The sequence below is a fragment of the Noviherbaspirillum sp. L7-7A genome (genome assembly GCF_019052805.1).
Taxonomy (GTDB): Bacteria; Pseudomonadota; Gammaproteobacteria; order Burkholderiales; family Burkholderiaceae_D; genus Noviherbaspirillum_A.
In genome coordinates this window covers 239,930-263,458 of the sequence record NZ_JAHQRJ010000002.1, presented here as the reverse complement: position 1 = coordinate 263,458, position 23,529 = coordinate 239,930, and the positions used below count along the sequence as shown (strand labels likewise).

The 23,529-nt window shown below is 52.9% G+C and carries 15 protein-coding genes and 5 pseudogenes; 10 read left to right on the top strand and 10 right to left on the bottom strand.

The genetic code is table 11. The features are described from left to right. Nucleotides 1-392 precede the first annotated feature (392 nt). The 3 genes from KTQ42_RS19450 (at nucleotide 393) to KTQ42_RS19440 (ending at nucleotide 4,182) form a co-directional block, all read left to right on the top strand. A complete protein-coding gene (locus tag KTQ42_RS19450; protein WP_217347265.1) occupies nucleotides 393-3,152 on the top strand; it encodes an EAL domain-containing protein in 2,760 nt (919 codons plus the stop codon). A 151-nt stretch (nucleotides 3,153-3,303) separates the two neighbouring features. Further along, the gene (locus KTQ42_RS19445) at nucleotides 3,304-3,720 is read left to right on the top strand and encodes a hypothetical protein (protein ID WP_217347264.1); all 417 of its coding nucleotides are present in this window, start codon (nucleotides 3,304-3,306) and stop codon (nucleotides 3,718-3,720) included. Nucleotides 3,721-3,792: 72 nt separating this feature from the next. Further along, nucleotides 3,793-4,182 (top strand): hypothetical protein, encoded by a 390-nt coding sequence (locus tag KTQ42_RS19440; protein WP_217347263.1) that lies wholly within the window; start codon nucleotides 3,793-3,795, stop codon nucleotides 4,180-4,182. 190 nt (nucleotides 4,183-4,372) lie between these two features. On the opposite strand, the gene KTQ42_RS19435 is transcribed toward KTQ42_RS19440, so the two are convergent. Together KTQ42_RS19435 and KTQ42_RS24035 are read right to left on the bottom strand one after the other, a co-directional pair. Then, nucleotides 4,373-4,945 carry a UPF0149 family protein gene (locus tag KTQ42_RS19435; protein ID WP_249223004.1) on the bottom strand — a complete coding sequence of 191 codons (573 nt, stop codon included), beginning with the start codon at nucleotides 4,943-4,945 and terminating at the stop codon, nucleotides 4,373-4,375. After that, complete coding sequence (locus tag KTQ42_RS24035; RefSeq protein WP_249223003.1) at nucleotides 4,914-5,081, bottom strand: YecA family protein; 168 nt, start codon at nucleotides 5,079-5,081, stop codon at nucleotides 4,914-4,916. Before KTQ42_RS24035 ends, KTQ42_RS19435 begins: the two co-directional genes overlap by 32 nt. 485 nt (nucleotides 5,082-5,566) lie before the next feature. Between KTQ42_RS24035 and KTQ42_RS19430 the strand changes: the two genes are divergently transcribed. Beyond that, the gene (locus KTQ42_RS19430) at nucleotides 5,567-8,170 is read left to right on the top strand and encodes an EAL domain-containing protein (protein WP_217347262.1); all 2,604 of its coding nucleotides are present in this window, start codon (nucleotides 5,567-5,569) and stop codon (nucleotides 8,168-8,170) included. A gap of 374 nt (nucleotides 8,171-8,544) precedes the next feature. After that, nucleotides 8,545-9,255: pseudogene (locus tag KTQ42_RS19425) on the top strand (ISNCY family transposase); the annotation flags it as partial. A 40-nt stretch (nucleotides 9,256-9,295) separates the two neighbouring features. On the opposite strand, the pseudogene KTQ42_RS19420 reads toward KTQ42_RS19425, so the two are convergent. Further along, nucleotides 9,296-9,412 (bottom strand): annotated as a pseudogene (locus KTQ42_RS19420) (transposase); the annotation flags it as partial. 934 nt (nucleotides 9,413-10,346) lie between these two features. Here KTQ42_RS19420 and KTQ42_RS19415 point away from each other — a divergent pair. Then, entirely contained in the window at nucleotides 10,347-10,850 is a 504-nt protein-coding gene (locus tag KTQ42_RS19415) for a phasin family protein (protein ID WP_217347261.1), read from the top strand. 187 nt (nucleotides 10,851-11,037) lie between these two features. Further along, nucleotides 11,038-11,790 (top strand): alpha/beta hydrolase, encoded by a 753-nt coding sequence (locus KTQ42_RS19410; protein ID WP_217347260.1) that lies wholly within the window; start codon nucleotides 11,038-11,040, stop codon nucleotides 11,788-11,790. 232 nt (nucleotides 11,791-12,022) lie between these two features. On the opposite strand, the pseudogene KTQ42_RS19405 reads toward KTQ42_RS19410, so the two are convergent. From KTQ42_RS19405 to KTQ42_RS19380, 6 genes and pseudogenes are all read right to left on the bottom strand, one after another. Continuing rightward, nucleotides 12,023-12,709 (bottom strand): annotated as a pseudogene (locus KTQ42_RS19405) (IS6 family transposase). Between the two features lie 193 nt (nucleotides 12,710-12,902). Beyond that, nucleotides 12,903-13,763 (bottom strand): annotated as a pseudogene (locus KTQ42_RS19400) (IS5 family transposase). 266 nt (nucleotides 13,764-14,029) lie between these two features. Further along, the gene (locus tag KTQ42_RS19395; RefSeq protein WP_217347259.1) at nucleotides 14,030-14,575 is read right to left on the bottom strand and encodes an SRPBCC family protein; all 546 of its coding nucleotides are present in this window, start codon (nucleotides 14,573-14,575) and stop codon (nucleotides 14,030-14,032) included. Between the two features lie 485 nt (nucleotides 14,576-15,060). Continuing rightward, nucleotides 15,061-16,461, bottom strand: a complete 1,401-nt coding sequence (locus KTQ42_RS19390; protein WP_217347258.1) for an FAD-binding oxidoreductase — start codon at nucleotides 16,459-16,461, stop codon at nucleotides 15,061-15,063. Between the two features lie 141 nt (nucleotides 16,462-16,602). Further along, the gene (locus KTQ42_RS19385) at nucleotides 16,603-18,033 is read right to left on the bottom strand and encodes a sulfatase-like hydrolase/transferase (RefSeq protein WP_217347257.1); all 1,431 of its coding nucleotides are present in this window, start codon (nucleotides 18,031-18,033) and stop codon (nucleotides 16,603-16,605) included. Nucleotides 18,034-18,240: 207 nt separating this feature from the next. Then, a complete protein-coding gene (locus tag KTQ42_RS19380) occupies nucleotides 18,241-19,221 on the bottom strand; it encodes a LysR substrate-binding domain-containing protein (protein ID WP_217347256.1) in 981 nt (326 codons plus the stop codon). 175 nt (nucleotides 19,222-19,396) lie between these two features. On the opposite strand from KTQ42_RS19380, the gene KTQ42_RS19375 reads away from it, so the two are divergent. Both KTQ42_RS19375 and KTQ42_RS19370 read left to right on the top strand, forming a co-directional pair. Further along, nucleotides 19,397-20,386 carry a tripartite tricarboxylate transporter substrate-binding protein gene (locus tag KTQ42_RS19375; RefSeq protein ID WP_217347255.1) on the top strand — a complete coding sequence of 330 codons (990 nt, stop codon included), beginning with the start codon at nucleotides 19,397-19,399 and terminating at the stop codon, nucleotides 20,384-20,386. A 150-nt stretch (nucleotides 20,387-20,536) separates the two neighbouring features. After that, complete coding sequence (locus KTQ42_RS19370) at nucleotides 20,537-21,478, top strand: MBL fold metallo-hydrolase (protein WP_217347254.1); 942 nt, start codon at nucleotides 20,537-20,539, stop codon at nucleotides 21,476-21,478. A 327-nt stretch (nucleotides 21,479-21,805) separates the two neighbouring features. Here KTQ42_RS19370 and KTQ42_RS19365 read toward each other — a convergent pair whose 3' ends face one another. Beyond that, nucleotides 21,806-22,669 carry a hypothetical protein gene (locus KTQ42_RS19365; protein WP_217347253.1) on the bottom strand — a complete coding sequence of 288 codons (864 nt, stop codon included), beginning with the start codon at nucleotides 22,667-22,669 and terminating at the stop codon, nucleotides 21,806-21,808. Between the two features lie 278 nt (nucleotides 22,670-22,947). Here KTQ42_RS19365 and KTQ42_RS24030 point away from each other — a divergent pair. Further along, nucleotides 22,948-23,524 (top strand): annotated as a pseudogene (locus tag KTQ42_RS24030) (integrase core domain-containing protein); the annotation flags it as partial. Nucleotides 23,525-23,529: the final 5 nt, after the last annotated feature.

Genomic DNA, 23,529 nt, shown 5'->3' with positions numbered 1-23,529 from the left:
ATTTCTGCAGCTCCTACCCGGTAAAACACAGCGCTAGACAAGCCACACGCAAAACGTTGGCAGGGCTGTGAAACCAAGGATGGCGGCACCTGGAAATCGTGTTACGCAAGGCCTGCACGAAGGATACCGCGTCGATCGGCTCGGTGTATGTAATCGCTATCTTAGTTCGCCTTGGGCCCGGTTCTATGTTTCCAGAAACACCACAGTACCGCTTCAATAGTGTAACGTTTGGCGCGTATAGAATTGACTATTGCACTGCGGGAATGATTTGGCGCTGTATATTTGGAACGTTGCAGCCAATACCGCTATGTGCTTGTGTATAAATTATTAATGCATGTGGTGCCTTAGAAGTACGCCGCATCGTGAATGAGCAAAGTTCGACAATAAATTTTATGATCGCCACATCTCAGCTTTTCTCGTTTCGCCAAAAAGTTGGTTTCCTACGCAGTCATGGCCGCTCGCTGGCGCCCTGGCCGGTAGCCTGTGGCGCACTTATGACAGGCCTTTGGCTTTGGGCGGTACCCTCGATTTATCAGGAAAAAAACCATATCCGGGAGCGCGCCTATATCATGGCCGCAGCGCAAGCCCAGACCTACGCGGACCAGATCGAGAGAACAATTGGCCAACTGGATTACATCCTGTTGAGCCTAAAGTTTCAGTGGCAAAAAAATGGTGGCGTCTTGAACCTGGAAGAACAGGTCAATGCTGGTCTCGTACCCAAGGCGGCTAAAATTTCCGTGACCGTTCTCGACCGCACGGGCGTACCCGTCACCACAACTAACCCCAAGATTAAAGCCAGGCAAAGCGTGGCGTTGCTCGAGTATTTTAGGCTTCATGCAGCCAGTCCAAGTCAGGACCTGGCGATTTCCAAAACGGTACGCAGCGCCCTAACTGGCCGGGAGGTGCTCCTGTTGTCACGCAGGCTCAACGGAGACAAAGGCGCCTTTGCCGGTGTCATCGTACTTGCCGTTGAGCCGGCCACTGTTATTTCGTTTGTAGATGAAACCAAGCTGGGCAACGATGATTTCGTTGCCGTTCGGAGTACTGATGGCGACCTTTTTTCCGTCAAAACGAAAAGGGGTGTGCAAGCGCAATCCCAGAGCCTCTCCGCTAAAACGGTTTTTGATACGCCAAATGGGAAGATGTATCGCCCTGCATCGTTCTTTGCGGACGGCAAGGCGCGTATTGTTGCGTGGAATGCTGTTGGCAACTATCCCATCGTGACCATCGTCGGGCTGGCTGAGGCGAATATTGAGGCGGATTACGAGCAACGATATCGACAAATACTTTCCATCGCGACGAGTGGGAGCCTGGCCCTCTTTCTCGTTGCTGCCGCTGGCATGCGCCAAGCCGCCTTCCGTATCTGGAAGGCGCAATACGCCCGCGAGGTTCACGAGGCTTACCGCACTGCGACGGAGAATGCCAGAGAAGGCTTTTATATTCTGAGGCCACTGTATGGCCAAGACAAGGACATCACTGACTTCCTGATCGAGGATTGCAACGAGCAGGGCGCTGCCTATCGTGGCTTGCCGAAAGAAAGCCTGATCGGTAAGCGCTTGTCGGTAATGCTACCAATGCTCTTCGAAAGCCACATGCTGGCTGCCTGCCGGGAAGCTATGAACACCGGTTTTATTGAGGATGAAATGCTGGTGCCGCAGCATGGCACACGTGCGGCGCAATGGCTGCAGCGGCGGCTGGTCCGAACCGGCGCCGGCCTTGCAGTGACACTCAGAGACATTACTGACATCAAGCGTCATGAAGAAGCCCTTGTTCAGTCTGCGAATGTCGACCCGTTAACCTCCCTGCGAAACCGCTACTGGCTGATCAATTACCTGCCTGCAGCGGTTGATCTTGCCCGGGACAGTCAGAAAGTCTTTGCCATCCTGTTTGTGGATCTGGATGACTTCAAGAATATCAACGATACCCTGGGCCATGCCGTTGGCGACGAACTGCTCAAGGCAGCAGCATCGCGTCTGAAAGCGGCGATCCGTCCGGATGACAAGGTTGCCCGCCTTGGTGGAGATGAATTCACCATTATTGTCGAGTCAGCACAATCGCGCAACGAAGTGGCCACGATAGCCGAGCGGATTATCAGCACCCTACAGAGTCCTTTTGTCCTTGGCGACGGAGACCGACAGTATTACGTCCACGCTTCGATTGGCATTAGCATGTTCCCCGAGAACGGCACTGACGGGCAGTCGCTGCTCAAACATGCCGACATTGCGATGTACGCGGCCAAGGAGTCGCAAAAGGGAAGCTACCGCTTCTTCGAGGCGAGCTTAGAGCGTCGCCTGGTTACCCGGATCAACAGGGAAGCAGAATTGAAGATCGCCATCGAGCGACGTGAACTTGTCCTGCACTACCAGCCAAAGGTGAGGAGCGATACTGGCGAGATTACTGGCATGGAAGCACTCGTGCGGTGGAATCATCCCGAGTTGGGCTGCCTGCCGCCAATTGAATTTATCCCGCTAGCCGAAAAGGCTGGCCTGATTGTCCGACTCGGAAATGAAGTCGTCCGCATGGCTTGCGAGCAGGTGGCGCTTTGGCAGGAACAAGGCTTAGCAGTCGTACCCGTCGCGATTAATGTATCGGCGCAGCAAATCAACGCAGGGAATATCAGTACGGTCTTGGCCAATGCGTTGCGAGCGGCTGGGATCGGTGCCGGGTTGATCGAGGTGGAAATCACCGAGTCAGCAACGGTCACGGAAGGGGGCGGGGCAGTTGCTGAGCTTGCGGCGATCCAGGAAGCCGAGACCAAACTGTACGTTGACGACTTTGGAACCGGTTACTCGTCCTTGGCGCAATTAAAGCGTCTGGATATGGATGGACTGAAGGTCGACCGCGCTTTTACCGCCCAGTTGTTGGATGGCCCAGACGAAGCAGCGTTATTCAAGGCGATTGTCTCAATGGCCCATGCATTGCGAATGCGAGTAGTTGCTGAGGGTGTCGAAACCGCCGAACAAATGGCTGCGCTGCAAGCCTTATCCTGCGATGAGCTTCAAGGCTATTTCATCTCAAGGCCAATGCCAGCCGCGGATGCAGCGCGGTTACTCCAAAAACGGTTTCTCTTTTCCGATCAGTCAATTCGTGAGCAGGCGTTGCTGGATGCGTCCTCAAGAGGCGGGGAATCCAGCATTGTGCCGCCTGCGTGATGGCGTGGTCACCAAGATAGGGTAGCGAGCACGACGATTATCTGGGCCAATCAGCAACACAGTGTGTCTATATAGCAACATCAACTTTCCGATAAATTTATGTGTGTATATAATTCGATACCGCTGCTTTTTCTGGATTCAAGGCACTTTCATGTCGCATTCACACTATCTCATTAAGAACTGCAGCACGAAATCTGGCGGGGGTTCTTGCCCTACGGTCTGGAGCGAACTCAAACCAGCATTTTCAGATATGGTGCGTCACTGCGATCACTGCAGCAAGAAAGTCTATCTGTGCGAAACAGATGAGCAGATCAAGTTTTACAGCTCCGTAAAGTTCTGCATTGCAGTAGCGACTCCAAAGGTGACCGTTAACGTGGTAGAAAATTCCCCCTTGGACGGGATGTCTGCCACCGACGAAGTGGCGACTGAACCAAATCAAGACGTCGCGATGGAGAAAAGCCGTCCTGTACCGAACGTCTGGCGCAGGACACCGTTGCCAAAGCCCGTGCACGAACTGCAACACAAAGATATCCCCGCATTCCTTCGGAAAGCGCAGCACAGTCGATAAGAGGATGAAATCCCCGCCCAGATGCGCAGTCAAAAAGCTATAAGGCACACATTACTTTAAGCAGGTTTGGAAATGAGCTACCGCGTCTATCTGCAAATTCCAAATGGCAGCGCCTTCGAGCGTACGGAAACCGGTTCACGCACCCTTGCCCAATCCGTCTTCCAGTCATTTCTCGACCGGGATGAACTGGATCGGAAAGAAATCAGCGTCCACCTTATGTACCAACGCACGACGCTGGCTGTTCATCGGTTCGATGCCGAGAAGGGGACCCCGAACAATTGGCAGGGAAGGGTAGATAAAATTCCTTGGCCGGAAGGACATGGGCAGGTTGGCCGGCCGACAGAACTGGAAGGTGGCTCCCGGCGCAATGTGTATTTGGATGCAGCCAGCATCGCCCGAGCCAAAAAGCTTGGCAAGGGCAATATCAGTGAGGGCATCCGGATTGCGTTGAGCCGGTTGTAACTGGCCCCGTAGGATTGTTGCTTGCCGGCACAGCGGCAGCGGTGAGCTTTAAGCGTCAATTAGCTCCAACTTGACTGGAACTAACCGTCCTATACCGCGTTACGTACCCGATCAACTGAATTTAAAGGGAAAGGCATGCCCCGCTGGCGCTAGAGCGAACGACACACTACGCTCTCACCGCTCATCTTGCTCAGTGCATAGTACGACTGTTTCCACAGCAAGTTTTGTATTTCTTCCCGCTTCCACAAGGGCAGGGATCATTGCGACTAATTTTTGGCCCAACTCTTCTGAACGGTGTCGTGCCTTCCATCGACCCCTGGTGCGCGAACGCCTCCCGGTATGGCTCGAAATAACTAAATATTTGAATGACCCCAGCTGTCATTAATGCAAGGATGTCTTCCCGCTTTTCCGGCGAAATCGGCGGCGGGCGCATTTCTGGGTCGGCATGATGTTCATTGGCGAGCATCATCATCGGAACCAAGCTGCCGCCATGGTTTTCATCATCGAGCAACATGGTCCAATCGCTATGGGACATGCGCGTGCCGTGCATAAATCCGCTTGCCCATTCATTTCCGTATGCGATGCCATCCGCATTCTGATAAAGCAGGGGAAGATAAAGGACGTCGTTCTGCTCAATCGACCTTTGCAATTGGTCAGTCATCGCATTCCAATGCCGAAATAAAAGCCCGATGATGCGTTCTGCTTCCTGATTGCTGGAGAACGAAAAATCCTCACCCAGAATTTGGGGGAAGTATTCGCCCATGGAAATATAACGCGGGCCCGCAAATCAGCGCAGCAAAATAGCCGTCGAGCTCTTCCATCGTCATAGCAGCGTTGTCACCGAGGAAGGTGGCGAGTTCGTCGACTTCTGGATCAGCGAGTGCATCGATGAAAGACATAGAAGCCGTCCGCATGAAAAATTAGGTCAGAGAAGCGAAAGAGGTCGAGTGCGGAGAATAGCCCACATTTATTTAAAAGTACATTGACAACACCTTATGATTCAATAAGGAAAATATGTATCGCTCAATGGAATTCAAAGATGCAATATGAAATGGCTGGCTAACTATTGCAAAATGTCAACTGTGTTTCAAAGCAGTCATGAGGTGTACCAAGTTAAGACAACCGAGATGCATTTTAATAACTTTTTCAGCAACAAATCCACATTGGGCGAACCCTTTAGTCCGCTATGACGCTCGAGTACTAAACGGCAATCCGAAAGCTAGCCTTGACCAAATAGACGCTCAGGAGTACGTTCAATTAGTGTCATAGTGGTACGGATTGATAGGAGCGGCTGTTGATTTAGGTGTCGAGCGACCCAGCCTCAAGTGTTGCCAAGTGTCATTCGCATGACGCTTAATGAACATGCCTTTGACAATGCGTAACGATGGAAGCAAAGATGGAGACCCAGTCTACCACGCCATCAAACGGTCTGATTCCTACCTTGGACGACATTACCGACGCTTTCTTTACCGTCGATCAGGCATGGCGATTCACATTCATCAACAAGAGCGCTGAAGTTGTTTTGCAGCAGACACGGCACGTTCTCCTGCAAAGTGAGCTTTGGGACGCTTTCAAAGAAACCATTGGAACAGATTTTGAACGCGAATGCCGCCGCGCGATGACCAAGCGTCGAGCTGTCGAATTCGAAAATTATTATGCCCCTTGGAAACAATGGTTCGAAATCCATGTGCACCCGTTCAGTGACGGATTAGCCGTGTATTTTAAAGACATCACTAGCCGTCACCGACGTGAGGCGTTTACCAATGCGCAAATGCACATAATGGAGCGCATTGCAGCTGGTGCGCCCGTCGATGAAATCCTCAATGCTGTTATAGACGTTGCTGAATCGCAAGACACACGCATTCGCGGTTCGGTTCTGTTGCTCAATGCCGAGACGCGCCGTCTCTACCACGGCACTGCTCCGAAGCTTCCCCAAGAGTTTATTGAAGCAATCAATGGAGTAGAAATAGGTCCCGCCGTGGGGTCATGCGGAACCGCAGCCTATTTGGGCGAGCCCATTATTGTTGAAGACATCAGCAGGGACCCGCTTTGGGCGAATTATAAAGACTTAGCGTTGCGCAATGCCTTGTACGCCTGCTGGTCAATGCCTATTATCGGCAGCACCGGGCAAGTTTATGGCACGTTTGCTGTGTATTCGGATGCGCCTCGATCACCAGACTTGGCGGAAATGGAGTTGCTCAAGGCTTGCTCTTACATGGCGAGCGTTGTGATTGAACGAGAACGAGCCGTCGCAACGCTGAAAGAAAATGAACAGCGGTTTCGTGAACAAGCTTCGCTGCTCGATAAGGCACAGGACGCGATCTTTGTCGTCACAATGGATGAATCCATCATTTTCTGGAATAAGAGTGCTGAGCGGCTCTATGGCTGGACAAAGGAAGAAGTCCTCGGCAAGTCTGAACGCGAACTATGTTGCGGCAACGCTTCCGTGTTTGACCTAGTCGTGACTGAAGTATTAAATGCTGACGAGTGGCGCGGTGAACTGACTGTACGGCGCAAGAACGGTACCTGCTTCATGGTCGAAGGCCGCTCGACGCTGGTCAGAGATGACAATGGTGCACCACAATCAATTCTTTCGATCCACACCGATATCAGTGATCGAAAGGCGGCGCAACGCGAGATACATCAGCTCGCTTTTTACGACGCTCTAACCGGTTTGCCTAACCGGCAGCTGCTACTGGATCGATTAGAGCATGAATTACTCGCTAACAACCGTCGCGGAAGCGTGGGCGCTGTAATGTTCATTGATCTCGATAATTTCAAAGTACTTAACGATACGCTGGGACACGACATGGGCGATTTGCTTTTACAACAAGTCGCGCAGCGCTTATCGCAAGCCGTACGTGAAGGTGACACCGTGGCTCGATGGGGAGGGGACGAATTTGTTGTTGTTGTGGGGCAGCTTGGCATGCACGTTGCAGAAGCCGTTGGCCATGCCGACCACATTGCAGAACAGATACGGACGTCGCTCAATTCGCCATACGATTTAAATAAGTATGAACACCATACCACGCCGAGTATTGGTATTGCCCTGTTCCAGGGACCCGTTGTAACCGTAGAAGAACTGCTGAAACATGCCGACCTTGCCATGTACCAAGCGAAAGCGGCCGGCCGAAATACGATACAATTTTTTGATCCCCAGATGCAGGCAGCCATCAAAGCACGAGTCACAATGGAAACCAATATGCGTCGCAGCCTTCTCGACGAGGACTTTCTTCTATACTACCAGCCTCAGATGGATCGTAACGGGCAAATTGTTGGTGCAGAAGCATTGCTGCGATGGTTGCATCCGCAGCACGGCGTGATTGCGCCAGTTGAGTTCATTCATCTGGCTGAAGATACTGGATTGATTCTGCCCCTTGGCGAGTGGATACTGGATACGGCGTGCCGTCAATTGGCAAAATGGGCCACGCGGGCAGAAACGTCACAGATTAGCCTGGCAGTCAATGTCAGCGCCCGGCAATTTCGCCATCCCGATTTCGTGAATCACATCTTACAAGCCATTGATAAGCATCGCGCCAACCCTCGCCGTTTGAAGCTGGAGTTGACCGAGAGCCTTCTGCTTGACGACGTGGGAGATACGGCAGAAAAAATGAATCAATTGCGAACCATTGGCATTGAATTTTCATTGGATGATTTCGGCACCGGCTACTCATCGCTGTCTTATCTCAAGCGTTTACCTTTTGAGCAACTGAAAGTAGATCAATCGTTTGTAAGGGATATACAAGTAAACGAAGAGGACGCTACGTTAGTAAAAACGATTATTACCCTAGGTCGCAATCTAGGCCTGAAAGTCGTTGCAGAAGGCGTGATGACCAAAAGCCAATTTGATTTTCTTGACCAATGCGTATGTGATGCATTCCAAGGTTATTTTTTTAGCGAAGCGTTACCAGAAGAGAACTTTGAAGAATTCATTGCCACCGGCCCGCGTTCCCGATCTTTGGATCAACAGTGGTCTGCTTCTAAGTAATTCATATTCGCCGTCATTCAACCTGTCAAAGAGCAAAATTCGAACAGCCCCGTTTCTACTTTCTCTGGTATCTCCGTTGCTGGGAAGGCGAGAACTGCTGCCGCATACAAAAAGACGACTAAACTTGGGCGGGCAACGACGGCGGTAGGCGATTTGAGCACGCGAAAATTTCCCGTAACGCGCGCACCGCGCCACGAATCAACGTAAGGACATTTTAACTTATGGTAAGATATAAGCTTCTACTTAATTTTACATAACACGGATTATCAGTTTTTTTCTTGTCACGGCAAAGTTGTAATGTCCGCTTCTAGCAAAGTTGAAATGTCCGTTTTTCCCTGAAGCAGCGCATTCTTGCGGCTCACAGGGAGATCGCGATGAACAACGCTGGGAGTATCACGATGACGATGCGCGCGCTGGATCAGCTCAAAGTAATTCAGCAAGTCGTTGATGGTGGCCTAAAGCCTGGACAGGCCGCCAGCCGACTTCAGTTGAGTGTGCGCCAAGTCCGGCGATTGGTACGACGCTACGAAGCGCAAGGCGCTATGGGTTTAGTGTCGCGACGCTACAATCGGCCCAGCAATAATCAAATCGACGCAGAACTCGCGCAAGTTGCCCTGATGATTGTCCGGGAACGCTATGCTGATTTCGGGCCGACCCTCGCATGCGAGAAGCTGCGTGAGCTACACGGCATTGATCTGTCGAAGGAAACCGTCCGCAAGCTCATGTCCGCCGTCGGTCTGTGGGTTCCACGCAGCCAGCGGCCGGCACGGATTTACCAGCCGCGCAACCGCCGGCATTGTTTTGGCGAGCTAGTCCAGATTGATGGCAGCGACCACCACTGGTTTGAAGATCGGGGACCGGCGTGTACTTTGCTGGTCTACGTGGACGATGCCACCAGCCAGCTCTTGCAGCTGCATTTCACCCGGTCGGAATCAACCTTCAGCTATTTCGAGGCGACGCGTGCCTATATCCAACAGCACGGCAAGCCGCAGGCATTTTATAGCGACAAGTACAGCGTCTTCCGCGTCAACCAGAATAACGCCGCTGGCGGCAATGGCCATACCCAGTTTGGCCGAGCGCTGTTTTAGCTCAATATCGAGGGTGGTATGTTATGTCGAGCAGTTAAAGGCTGTGCGAGCTCACGCCTAACCGTGCCGCTACCTCCGTAGCCGGGTAACCGCGCTCCGTTACCTGCTTAACCGCTTCGATCTTGAATTCCGCGGTGTGCCTCTTGCAGCTCATAACTTCTCCTTGAACCTAAAATTGTAGACTTAGGAGTGTCTAGTGAACTCGTGGCGATTCAAAATTATAATACGCCAAGCTTGGCACCTCTGACTTGGGTTGAGCTATTCAAGCGTCTCCAGGCAGAAGCGAAGAAGTACGGCGCCTATATCAGCATCAACATCAACATCAATAGCCCGGGCCGCACGGGCAAGTCATAGTCGACCCGGAAGACGCCGTTACCCTCCCCTGCCCCATCCCGACCAAGTTGCGCTTCGTCTGGCATAGCCGGTTCTATACCGCAGTGCTCGAGCAGGACATGTTCGGGCAGTGGATAGTGACGCGCAGTTGGGGTAGTACAAGAATTGGCCAGGACGGCGGCCGAATATCAGTGGTTAAAAGCGCTAAGGCAGGCTTAGCACTGCTGCAGACGATCCAGTGCCGACGCTATCGGCTTGGATATAAATCAAAAAATAACTGAACAGCTGATTTTGTTGGAACGACTCGCTTAGTCATGGAAATGCATTTAAAAATTCTTTTCCCAAAAATGTTAGACAATTTTTACGCACTTCAAAAAACCACACATAATTTATCAAACAACTATTTCTATTCAATAATATTGACTATAGAAAATTCGATAAAATTCTATATAGGATTTATACGCCATACCAGCAACGAATATCTCAGGATAATTTTAAAATATTTTCTTTACCAATCAATGGGTTATGTGCTAATTATATTTTAAAGGCAGAACACACCAAAAATCTATAGATCAAATAGTCGCACAAATTGTTAGATAATTTCGGTTGGAATTATCACCAATATCCATATCAGATATATATATAAAAACATTTAAATATGACTAATATCTGAACTTCAAAGAATGGCTGCACTCGAACAACGGCAATCACTCTGCAATCAATTGATTCAGAGAATTTAGTGCAAGGAATTACTAATGTTTTATTTTAATCAGCCCTCCGTTTCTCCTGCAGTCAAATCCCAAATTGATGCACAATTTGCGTTCTTTTCGGAAATCTCAAAGAAAATGTTTGAAGGCGTCCAGAAAATGAATGAACTGAACGTGCAAGTCGCAACCACTGTCATGGAAGAATCGCTGACAAGCACTAAGCAACTGTTCTCTTCGATTGACCGCAATGAGGCTCTTTCCATTGTGGCCGGCCAAGCCCAGCCCACCGCGGAGAAGATTCGTGCCTATCAGCAACACGTTCAAAATATTCTGGCTGAAACGCAAGCAAGCGCTGCGCGTACGCTCGAGTCCCATGTTCCGAAAACGGTTCGTGCGACGGAAGCCGTAGTCAATGAGGTGGCGCAGAAAGCCTCCGAAGAGACAGCAAAGGCAACGCAGCGCCAGCAAGAAGCCATGGAAAAGCTGACGACGCCTATCAAGTCGAATAACGACCGCGCTGGCCAAAACAATGGCGTCAAGGTTACGCAATAATTAAGCTTCAGTAACACGGCCTTGTAACAGGCGAGTCAGAGCCGCAGAGACCTCCGCTGCGGCTTTTTTATAGTCTTTATTCCTGTTCGGCATCTTGGCGAGTTCCATGAATGATGACAATAAGCACTGAACTCCTTTGTATTAGGTAGTAGCAGTGAGCCGTTTTCAATCACTTTATGGAGTACCTATGTTCAATGTCCTACCGACTTCCCCGCTTCTCTTTGCGCTTGAACCGTTTCAGGCGATGTGTGATTACGTGGCTGGCCATACCCACTGGCGTGACCTCTCCCAGCGAGGTGACGGTCATCCAATATTGATATATCCGGGACTGACTCTTAATGGCAGTTCGACCGCCGATCTGCGAGTAAGACTGCAACAGCTTGGCTATGCTGTTTATGACTGGCGGCAAGGTTATAACTACGGACCGGGAATTGATTTTGACCAGTGGCTTTTGCTACTGAGCAAACAACTGGTGGAAATTCAAGCCCATCACCAGTGTTCTGTTTCCCTTATTGGCTGCAGCCTAGGGGGCACTTATGCGCGCGAACTAGCAAAATTGTATCCTCACCTTGTACGACAGGTCATCACCTTGGCTACGCCGTTTGTCAAACCAGATGTCATTGCAGCAGAAAAGATATTTGGCAAGTTCACCGGCAGTCAATTTTTTATTGACGAAATCCTACTTCAGCGCTTGAGTGAAGAGCCGCCAGTACCTTCCTCATCGCTCTACTCGCAAACTGACGGCATCATAAATTGGCAAAGTTGTCTAGGAAGAGAAGCGCCTGGATACCGCAACATTGAGGTGAAGGGGGTGAGTCATCTAGGGATGTCACACCATCCTGAAGTGTTAAAGGTTGTGAGCAGCCTTTTACAAGCTCATACTACAATGAGCAATACCGCTGACGTTGGTTCGTCGCATAGTGTGCGTGCCATAAGCTGATGCATCCAAACCAGTTCACCCCACTCAGCAGGCAAAAATACGTGCGTACTGATGAGGCAACAGATGCAGCGGCTTGGCTACCTTGCTTCGATAGAGATACTGGCCGGAAGTGAGATGCGCCTTCTCGATTCAGGTGACGACCGACTGTCGAGTCTGCTCGGTGAGCTCAAACTGGGTTGCGTCGCGTTAGCGGGAGCCAGGCAAAGTGGTACCAGGTTTCACCAGCGACTTCTTATGCCAGCCGGAATTGTCCTGCCAATGTGTAGAACTGGTCGGCAAATGACATACCGTCGACCTTTAGTAGGAACTGGCCTTTGCGAATCATATGCATCAGTTCGATGCCGGCCAGGATCGCACGCGCCGCTCGAAACGATTTGAAACCGAGCATCGGCCGCGTGATGCGTTTGATCGCACGGTGATCCTGCTCGACAATATTGTTGAGATACTTTACCTGTCGAATCGTGATCGGTACTTCCCGCTCGTTGCTCAGCTGCTCCAGCGCTGCCTGGTTGGCGCCGCTCTTGTCCATTGTTACCTTGTCGGGCACCGTGTTGTGCTAGATGGCCTTCCCGAAGAAGCGCTTGGCGGCTGCATCACGCTCAGCCGTCAACAGGAAATCGACCGTCTGGCCTTGCTTGTCGACTGCCCGATACCGATACTTCCAGGCGCCCTTGATCTTGATGAAGGTTTCATCCATCCTCCAGCTGGTACCGACGGCGTGCTTGTGCTTTTGGAAGGCTTTTTCCAGCAAAAGCAAAAACCGGACCGCCCAGTGATTGATCGAGGAATGATCAACCACCATGCCGCGTTCCTGCATGATTTCTTCGAGATGCCGGTAACTCAAGGGATAAGCCGCATACCAGCGAGTGCAAACCAAAATCACGTCGACCGGAAATCGCGTCCGTTTGGTATTCAGGATGGCCGCCTGCCCATTTTACAAAGACAACAGTCTACCGGATAGCGCGAGCCGCCTCGCTCAATGCGACATAACCGCATAGACCACCTCCTGATGCAAGTGAGATCCGTCGGCAGCTTCAATAGCGTTTATTGGAGGAGAAGGGCTTTGTTGCACAAATAAGGTAAAGGCAGAGTTTGCTTTTCTGTCGGCGGAGTTATGCCATCGTGACCGTAGTAGGCGTGCCAAGACGCGTGAAGCGATTCAAGACGGCGGCACGGACCTGCAGCTCAGCGACCTAGCGGTCGAAGTCACGGGCCATGATGGGTTCGCCAAGCAGCTTGAAGCAGCGCATCTTGGTCTCGACCAGACTGCGTCGGTGGTAGCCGCTCCATGTTTTCCAGATTGTTCGTCCTAGCCAGCGTGTCGCCCGCAGAATCTCATTGCGCGCCACGGCACCAGTCCGATTTGCCTTCCATGGCTTGGCATTCTTACGGGTCGGAATGATGGCATCCGCCTGACGCGGCGCGATGGCCTCATGGCAGCCCTTCGTATCGTAAGCGCCATCACCGATGCTGTTGCCAGTCACTTCCATGGCCCGGATCTCAAGCGTGGCAGCATCGATGCCGAGATGGACCTTGCGCCATTGGCGGCGGTAATCGGCGCCATGCCTTTTGGTCTTCCATTCGCCTTCGCCCAGCATCTTGATGCCGGTGCTGTCGACTAACAGGTGCAGGCCGGTCGTGGTCGGCACGACTTCGATAGCGACACGCAATGTCTTTTGCCGGCGGCTCACGGTGCTGTAGTCGGGAACACCCCAATCCAGGCCTGCCAGCCCAAGCAGGCTTTGCGTCATGCCCATCGCCTGGCGTAGCGGCAAGCTGAACAGACACTTGATGCTCAAGCAGAACTGGATCGCCTCGTCACTAAAGCTCGGACTGCGGCCACGCTTGCCATTGGCCTGGCCGTGCCAGTTCATGGCGGGGTCAAGCCAGATAAGCAACAAGCCGCGCGCCTTTAATGACGCGTTGTACGCCTTCCAGTTCGTCGTTCGGCACTTCTGAGGAGCGGGTTTCATACGCTCAGCCTATCTGAGCTGCCGCAGATGTGCTGGACTACCTGATTTTTGCAACAAAGCCGAGGAGAAGTATCAAGAGTGGCGCCTGCGACTACTTTAGTTTGACGCCGAGTATAAGAAGAATCGCAAAAAGGGGTCCACGCCCCTAAAGTACCCATGGACCTCTTTATAATAGTGATAGCGCACTACCTTCAGCATTGACACGCTGAGTTTGCGACTCCGACACGCATGCTATTAGGCGGTCTACTGCACTACGGCCACGCAGGTTAATCCTGAGGGACCGTGCCGCGCCAAGCGCCGGTTTCCTGACCTCGCTGTTCGAGTAGCTCCTTGAATCTCTTCAGGTTGCCTTTCAGCTGCATTTTCACCAGACCCAGTGCGTCGCCGACCTTCTCGGTAATGGTTTGCGGGTCATAATCCATCTGCAGCATGACGCGGGTGGTGTTGTCTGAGATCTTGTGAAAAGTGACTACGCCTGCATTTTTCACGCCACTGGTGCTGCGCCAGGCAATCCGTTCGTCAGGAATCTGCTCGGTGATCTCCGCGTCCCATTCTTCTGGTTTGCCAGCGACATCAGCGCGCCAGTGCAGATGGGTATCATCAATCTGGCGGATCTCATGCACGCTATCCATGAACTTGGGAAAGTCTTCAAATTGTGTCCACTGGTTGTAAGCGGTGCTGACCGGCACGTTGACATCAATCGATTCGGACGTTGAGGAAGGCATCCCAGAACTACGAGATTTACTCATTTGCTTGGACAGTAACATCCCACCCACGGCTAGAGCGGCTACTGTTATCAATCGGTTCACCATCGTCATTCTCCTCGACAGGGATTCTTAAAACGTCGCTGCGCATGCCACTCGTGCATTGCTTTGTAAAGCGCTGGTCGACCGTGTCAGCCAGCGGCAATAAAATATTGACAAGCGCACAGGTTCAGTGGTTCTTTGAACGAGAGCTAGCCTTTGCACCCGATCAAACCGGCGTCCGGTTCATCAGTTTCCGTTATGCCCTTTGGCATGTCGGCCGTTCCACATAAAACTTCTTAAATGTAATTGCTGCTGGCAAGTTTTTGACGTACTTTGTGTGCGAATGGTCGCTGCAGCTTGATTACTATCATCACACTTCAAACCAGTGGAACGAAACGGCTTGGTATGGATAGTCCGCTTGGTATGGATAGTCCAACTGGGCTTTGTCCCGCCTTACTTGCCGCGTTCGACATCACCTTCTTCCCCAGCCAGAGCTACTCTCACGTTGATCCAGTTTATTAAATGGGAGGGTCTATAAAAGTGCGCTTACCTCAGTCGAAAATACGACCGGCGTTAAGCACATTGTTGGGATCGAGCAGCCGCTTTAAGGCACGCATCAGCGCCAGCTCTTCCGGCGATCGGCTGAAGTGCAGAAACTCTTTCTTGATCACACCTATGCCATGTTCGGCCGAAATCGATCCTTTTACCTTGCCCACGGCCTGGTACACGATTTCCTCGACCTGATGCAGCGTTGCCGGCGCCGGATATGGACCAGACAACAGATGCAGATTGCCATCGCCAAGATGGCCAAAAAACAGATGGCTCTGCTGCGGAAACTGCTGCTGGAGGATTAGCTGCACCGATCGAACGAACCCATCCATCGCGGCAACCGGTATGCCCACATCAAACGCCGCATGGGGTTTGAGTCGGGCCAGCATCTCGCCTATGGACTCGCGGTATTCCCACAGCTGCTTCGCATGCTCGATGGACTGGGCCACGATTACATCCTGCACAAGCTCCTGTTCCAGCGCCTGCGCCAAGAAGGCTTCCAGTTGCGCGCGGTCCTGCTCGTCCGACGCACCCAGCAGTTCCACTAGCACATAGACCGGATGCCGTTCAGTAAAAGGCTGCCTCGCGCCGGTGATTTCCACGGCCTTGTCGATAAAACCTTGCCACATCAGCTCGAATGCCGAGAGCGTCGGCAAATGCAGCTGCATGTCTTTTAGCAGCGCCGCCGCGTCGTCAAATGAGGTTAGCGCGCACAGCGCGGTGACGGTCGATGACGGCTTCGGCGCAAGCTTGAGCACCAGCCGGGTGATCACGCCCAGTATGCCTTCGGCGCCGATGAAGAGATGCTTCAGGTCGATACCGGTCGTGTTTTTTGTCACGCGATTGAGCATGGTCATCACGGAGCCGTCCGGCAACGCCACTTCCAGTCCCAGGACCAGGTCGCGCATCGTGCCATAGCGGATTACACGGTTGCCGCCTGCATTGGTGGCAGCGTTGCCGCCGATCTGGCAGGTGCCGCGCGCGCCGAGGTCGAGCGGAAAGAACCATCCTTCCGCCTCCACGCAGGTCTGCATCTGCTCCAGTGTCACGCCAGCCTGTACAGTGACCGTGCCGCCGACACGGTCGAATTCTTCGATCTGGTTCAGCTTCGACAACGACAGCGCGACTTCCCCGCGATGAGGCGTAGCCGCCCCTGCTAAGCCGGTCAAACCGCCCTGTATCACCGCTTTTGGTCCAAACCGACTCAGGACGGCTAGCGCCGCGGCAACCTGAGCCGGGCTTCTAGGGAAAATGACCAGCGAGGGTGGTTCCTTCGCAGTTTCGCTCCAGTCGCCGGCGTGTCTCTGAGCGATGTCGGCATCGCTGGATACATTTTCTGCGCCGAGTTCGGAAATGAGCGCTGCGTATAAGTGCGATGTCACGATTGAGAGTTGCGAGTCCATGTCTGCTGACCTTTATTCAATGTATGGATGACGGCTGCAACACTGCGATGGCTGGCCAAAGCCATTGCACTCTCCCATCACCAAGATTCGAAGAGCCGCTCAGGGCGTTTTGGCGTCGCTTGCCTGATTGACCGTGACGCCTTATTTCTTGGGCACCGGCGTGGCGGCCGGGGTACCGGTGCGCAGTGCGAGGTCGCGGCCGCCGAAAGCATCAACCAGCTTTTGCTGGTCGGCCTTGGCCTGGCGGTTTACCGCTTCCGGGTCAAGCAGCGCCTTCAGGCGCGCCTCGAAAGCGGCCACGATAGCTGCGTACTGCGGTTCGCCGGCGAGATTACGTGCTTCCTCCGGGTCTTGCCGCAGGTCGAACAGTTCAGGTTCGAGCTCGACATAGTAGTGATACTTGAAATCCGTGCTCGCCAGCATGTAGGCAGCGTTCTCGGACCCGACCGCGTGGAACTCGCTGAATGCCAGGCGATCCGGCATGTCAAGCTCACAAGCGATTTCAGCGATGGAGCGGCCCGGACCCTGGATCAGCCCCGGGTTGCAGCCGGTGCGTTCCAGTATCGTGTTCTGGATATCAATCAGCGATACCGGCGTGGCGCTCACCTTTTGCTCCGGAATGCCTGGGCCCGAGATCATCATCGGAACGCCGGTGGACTCGCGGTACATCAAGCACTTGTTCCACATGCCGCGCTTGCCGATATTATCGCCATGGTCGCTGCTGTAGATGATGGTGGTGGACTCGCACAATCCCTGCCGATCCACCGCGCTCAGGATTTTGCCGACTTGATGATCCATGAACGTAATCAGACCGAAGTAGCTGGCAAGCGCCAGGCGCCGCCGCTCGTCCGAGCCGATCGCGGCATCATGGTCCATGAAATGGGCCTGCCTTTCTACCCACGGATGCCTGACATAGCCGCTTGACGGATGCAGCATCGGCAGCGGAATGCTGTCGACCGGATACATGTCCAGGTATTCCTGCGGTACCACCAGCGGGAAGTGCGGCGCGACCATGCCCACGAACAAAGTCCATGGCTTTTCATCCTTCGCGTGCTCTGCCAGCCATTCGACAGCGGTGTCGGCCACGCGGGCATCGAATCGGTTGTAATCCGACTCCCCGGCGCCGATCTTGTTATACAGCGGCGACGGACCAATGGTCTCGGGCATCGGATCGCGCACCGAGCCCCATACCTGGCCTATGCCCTCGTGAATATGTACCGCATGCTGCTGGCGCTGAAATCCGACCGGAGAGGAAGGACTTTTGTAATGCAGCTTGCCAATGGATTCCACCACATAGCCGGAATCCGACAGATACCGCGCCCATCCTGCCGGCTTGCCATCGTAAGCGATGGCGTTGTCCCAGCAGCCGATTTCGTGAACATAGCGGCCCGTGGCAAGGGAGGCACGCGCCGGCACGCAAATCGGCGATGGCGTATACGCATTGCTGAAGCGGGTGCCTGTTGCCGCAAGCGTGTCTAAATTTGGGGTACGGATGAAGGGGTGACCCGCGCACCCCATCAGGTTGTGTACATGTTCATCGGATAGAATCAACAAGACATTCGTAGGCTTCATAGCAGGCATCCAGGGAAGGCAGATCATCAATGAGGCGTGGATTATTGTCCTTCACGATATAGATCACAATTGACATTTTTTTTAATGTTAATAACCAAATGGTTATCTAATGTCGGGATAGGTATATGGTGTGCAAAGATACAACACGAGCCTGCTAAGGCCCTAGTATCGCCTGGGAACCTGCGGAAACAGCAGCGGCGCGGATGATTAGCTCGGGCCCGGACCCGCATAGATCTGCCCGCAGTACTCGAAACATTCCCGCATCAGTCTGACTGTCGGGTTACTGTTTTCTACCAGCGAAATGATGTGCACCTTTTTCAGAATGGCCGACGTGTCCAGCGGAATAATGGCGTGACTTCCTTCGGCGACATAGCGGTTTGCTAGGGTTTTCGGAAGCAGGCAGATCATCGAGGTCTGCGCTGCCAACGCCGCGTTGGCGTACAGCGACATCGACTCGACGCAATTGTCCGGCAAAGTAATGCCATAACCCTTGAGCAGCGTATAAAGCGCCAGGTAAACGGGGGAAGAGCGGCTTGGAACAATCCAGGGATTGCCTTCCAGATCCTGCCATGTCGGCGCGATGCGGAATGCTAGGGGATGATGCTTAGACACGACTAGCACCAGCGGATCGTTAGCGATTTCCCTGTCCAGCAGATGCGGGCTGTTCAACGGCGCCGGCGTCCGGGTAATAATCAGGTCGACGGTCCGCTCCGCCACCATCGGGAACAGCCGGTCGGCCGTTGCTTCGGTCAGCGACACCGCTGCATTCGGCGCACGCTGGTGAAATGCCGCGATGGCTTGCGGAACCAGCACCGGCGTCACTGTCGACACGGCGCCGATGGCCACCTTGCCGGAAGATCCAAACAGCAGCGAATCAAAGTCCTTGCGGGCATTGCTGATCTGATAAAGGATTTCACGGGCACGGTTGGTCAATGCATGACCGAACACCGTGAATTCGACCTGCTGACCGACCCGCCTGATCAGGTCCACGCCAAGAATGGCCTCCATCTCCGCGATCTGCTTTGAAATCGCGGGCTGGGTCACATGAAAGGCGTGCGCCACAAGCTTCACCTGCTTCAATTCCGACAGTGCCAGCAAGATCCGGAGTTGGTTGAGCTTCAATGTCGATTCGAAGAAGCGTTCGAACATCTTCCTCTTTTCCTGTTCAAGACCGCTGGGGTCGCTCATTGCATCGTTCCCTTGGGTTAATGGAGGCAGCTCATCGGTGATGAATGAACGAATGCTGCGCGCTTAATTTATAACTGAATTGTAATTTATATAAAATAAAAAGTAATTTTTAAGTTATATCTTAATTGCTTATAGTACGTTCAAAATTGTTGGCATTGATGAGCCATTCAGAACCATGGAGACGACTTTGATTACACGCAGAAAGTTTATTTCGCTTGCATCCTGTTCCATCGCGGCGCTCGCCGGCGGCTTGGTCAAGCCGGTATTTGCCCAGTCGGGCATGACGAAACTCTTCGTTGGATTTCAGGCGGGCGGCGGCTTCGACGCTATCGCGCGCGCACTCGGCGAAGGGCTCAGGACACAGTTGAACAGCACGGTCATTGTGGAGAACAAGCCCGGCGCGGCAGGACGTTTGGCGGTGGAAACGGTGGCCAGAGCTGCGGCGGATGGCTCGACTTTGCTGGTGACGCCGTCCTCAGTGCTGACGCTTTTCCCCCATACGGTATCCAAACTGCCCTATGATCCGCTGCGCGACTTGGTACAGATTGCACGACTGGCTTCGTTCGACTATGGCTTCGCCGTCAACACCAGCAGCAATATCACCACGCTGAAACAATACCTCGATGCAGTCAAGGCCAACAAGGACCTCGGCGCCTATGGCACTCCCGGCGCTGGCTTGACGCCGCATTTCATTGGCATGATCTTGGCGCGCGAGACCGGAAGCAGCCTGCTGCACGTGCCTTACAAGGGCACCGCGCCGGCAATCCAGGATCTGATGGGCAACCAAGTGCCAGCAGTATGCGCCACCGCACCAGCACTGACCGCGGGCCACAAGAGCGGGCGCTTGCGTGTGCTCGCCACCACCGGCGCCAAGCGCAATTCGGATCTGCCTGACGTGCCAACCTTCGCCGAGGCAGGTGTCAACAATCTGCTTATCGAAGAGTGGGCTGCGCTAAGCGCGCCTGCCGGCACGCCGAAAGATACCGTCGAGAGGCTCAACAAGGCGGTGCTCGCTTCTCTGGCCGACTCTAGGCTGCAATCGCAGTTCAAGCTGCAGGGCTTCTATCCGGCGGGGTCTTCTTCGAACGAGGCGGGTCGACTGTTGAAGTCTGAGTATGACAACTGGAAATCGGCGGTAAAGACCCTGGACTTTAAACCGGAATAGCGCTTGCCTCTGTGCTGGTTTGGCCCGGCCGTAAGGCAAGCGGTCCGGCCGGACCGGTCGCAATGCAGTTCCTAACTGGCGCCCAAAGACAAGTCCCGCGGGCCCTGCACGCGGCGCCATTCCTTCATCAAGAATCATTCAAGAGACGACATGACCTCACGCAGAAAAATCATGCAGGCACTTGCCGCCATTGGCTTCGCGGCCTTGTTGCCCCTCGACGCAGGCGCGCAACCGAATGGTTCCGCAAAGCTGATCCTGATGGGCACCAAAGGCGGCCCCGCGGTGCGGGACATCACCCAGGTGCCGAGTTCCAACGTCATCATCATCGGCCAGGACAGCTATGTCGTCGACGTTGGGTACGGAGCGACCATGCGGCTGGTGGAAAAGAAGGTCCCACTCGCCTCGATACGCAGCATCTTCATTACCCACCACCATTCCGACCACAACCTTGAAGCCGGCCCTCTTCTTTATTCGACCTGGACCGGCCAGATGACGCAACCTGTTTCGGTTTACGGACCGGAAGGGGTGCAGAACCTGATTGCTTCGTCGCTGAAAGCGCATGAATTCGACCTGACCACGCGGATGGCGGATGAGGGCCGTCCCGATCTCCGGAAAATGGTGAATGTGCATAAGTATGATGAAGGCCTGGTGATGGAAAACGAGCAGATGCGCGTGACCGCGTTGCGCAATCTGCATCCGCCCATTACCGAAAGCTATGCGCTGAGATTTGAAATCAAGGGTGGAAAGACCATCGTCTTCTCTGGGGATACTGCTTACTTCCCGCCATTGGCGAAGTTTGCCGAGGGCGCCGACTACCTAGTGCACGAAGTCATGTACGTTCCTGCCCTAGAGCAGATCATCAAAGGTTCGAATGCGAAGACGTTGCTGAAGCACCTGATGGATTCCCATACCAGCACCGAAGATGTCGGCCGCATCGCATCGGCTGCAGGCGTGAAGAATCTAGTGCTGACGCATTTCGTTCCCGGCGGTATCCCGACGCTGACGGACCAGAATTGGCTTGAAGGCGTGCGCAAGAATTTCAACGGCAATGTCATCGTGGGGCACGATCAATTAGAAATTCCACTGCAATAAGCGACCAAGCCAGCACGCTGCTCCAAGTGGGCTGCAGTGACTTACCTCTATCTTGATCGGGCTGACGAAACTGACCCGCCCCAACTTGTGGGAAGCCGGGTTAGTATGGGTCGAGCTGTTTCTGCCTGGCCGTTAAGTTATCGGTAGTGGTTAGGCTTTGCTGCTGCAGCGACGTATATAGTAATAAAAGCCTTCACATATAGCCTTCACATAAAGAAGATTCTTTCCCGCGATTTGAAACGATGGGGGAGAACATCAATTTTGGCATGGACAAGGAAACTTCCTTGTGCAAATGAATCCCTGCTTTATACTTTTACATACACTGTATTATCTTAGTCGATCGATGTGGCGATTTGTGCCTGGGAGGGTTGGGATGAAAGGGCTGGAAAACTCGATCTCTCCGAGTCCTGTTGCGCCGATCACCTCATAATGGGACGCAAAACGTCTTTGCCAATTAGTGGCTGGATCATTTTCAACAAACCAAAGCAAGGTAAGGCGCCTGTTTGCCTCATCTCCGTACATCGCTGGAACGCGGGACGTTTTTCGCGTTACGGTGTCGGGCAAATCGGCGTCAAGGCAGATTAAACACATCTCGGCTTCAGTAGGCCCTATTTGCGTTGGAATAAATTCCTTGGCCAGCCATTGAAGGAGCACATCTCGAGTTGTATTGGGAGAAGCTTTTAAGATTTCTACGACGACGCCATCGAATGGATAGCTCAGCGCTTGAATATCAAGCGGGCCGTTCTCCTCCGGATTAGCGTACACTGTCCCCACATACGGTTGAAGCCGGCTAAATACGTGACGTCTGAGAATAGTGTCGACATACATACGGCCCTCTTTGGCTAGAGAAGCGATAGTGTCACCTAGCATCGTTGTTGCTTCCTCCATGTGTCCTTGAGCAAAGAAGTTCAAGTGGAGGAAACAGCCTGCTTTTAACGGCTCAGCAATGGAACTGCTCGCTGGTAGCCGCAGCGCTTGGTATTCGCGCGGGCAGATCCATCGTCTCCCAGCGAAGATCCAAGGTAAATTCATACCGCCTGCGTAAAAATGGTCGTCGGCATACCACTCATTGAAGGCAACTTCGCATCCAACCGACGGCTCCATAATGCTAACCCAAACTGACCCAATCTTCACACGTTGGCTTAGAAGCCGTCCACGGACAGGAACATCAAAATTAGTAAATCCATTCACTCAAGTCTCCTCAACAATCACATATGGTTGGTATTTTCGATCCTTTTGACTGAGCACTTGGGGAAGCAGACGGCTCCTGTTGCTGCCAGCTACTATAAATATAGCGAACGCCAGTTCCCCATTTTTACTTGCAATATTATGTGGGCACTCCACGTCGGAAGCTCACTACAAATTTAGTGCTGTCGTCCGAAGGATTGTCAGATTCGCTCCGGTATTTGTCAATCAGATGGGTAGATTTAGAAAATCCATCTCATGGATAAAGATATTTCGTATTTAATCGTGTTATGCGGGTCCACGGGCTACTGCTGCAATTGCGTGCAAAGTCGAGGCAGCTTGAACGCAAACATAATGGCCAAGTCGCCGTCACCAATAGCAACCAACGTTGGTCTTTTAACGGCTTTGAGTTCCAGTGCGAGAATGGTGAGCCGCTGCGGGTGGCATTTACCCTGAACTGCTGCGGCCCGGAAGCCATGACTTGGGTAGTGACGATGTAGCGCTTGCTGTGATGTTGACAGCCCTGCAAAACCGCTTCGGCAATTTACTCGAGCAAACATCACAAATCAAACGGCTACGCGATAAAGGTTCTGGCCATATTGCAAAGAAAACCTAAGAGTTTGCAACGTAGATAGGCTTGAAGCCGCTGGAGACGCCGGTCTATAGTCCGCAGAGCAACGGGATGGCCGAAAGCCTCGTCAAGACCATGAATCGTGACTATCTTGCCTTCATGCCGAAGTCGGATGCGGCAATAGCGGCACTCAATCTAACATTGCATTTGAACATTTCAATGAGCGGTATCCTCATAATGCGCTGAACTGCCGTTCACTAAGCGAGTTTCAACGCAATACTCATTTATGAAGCAT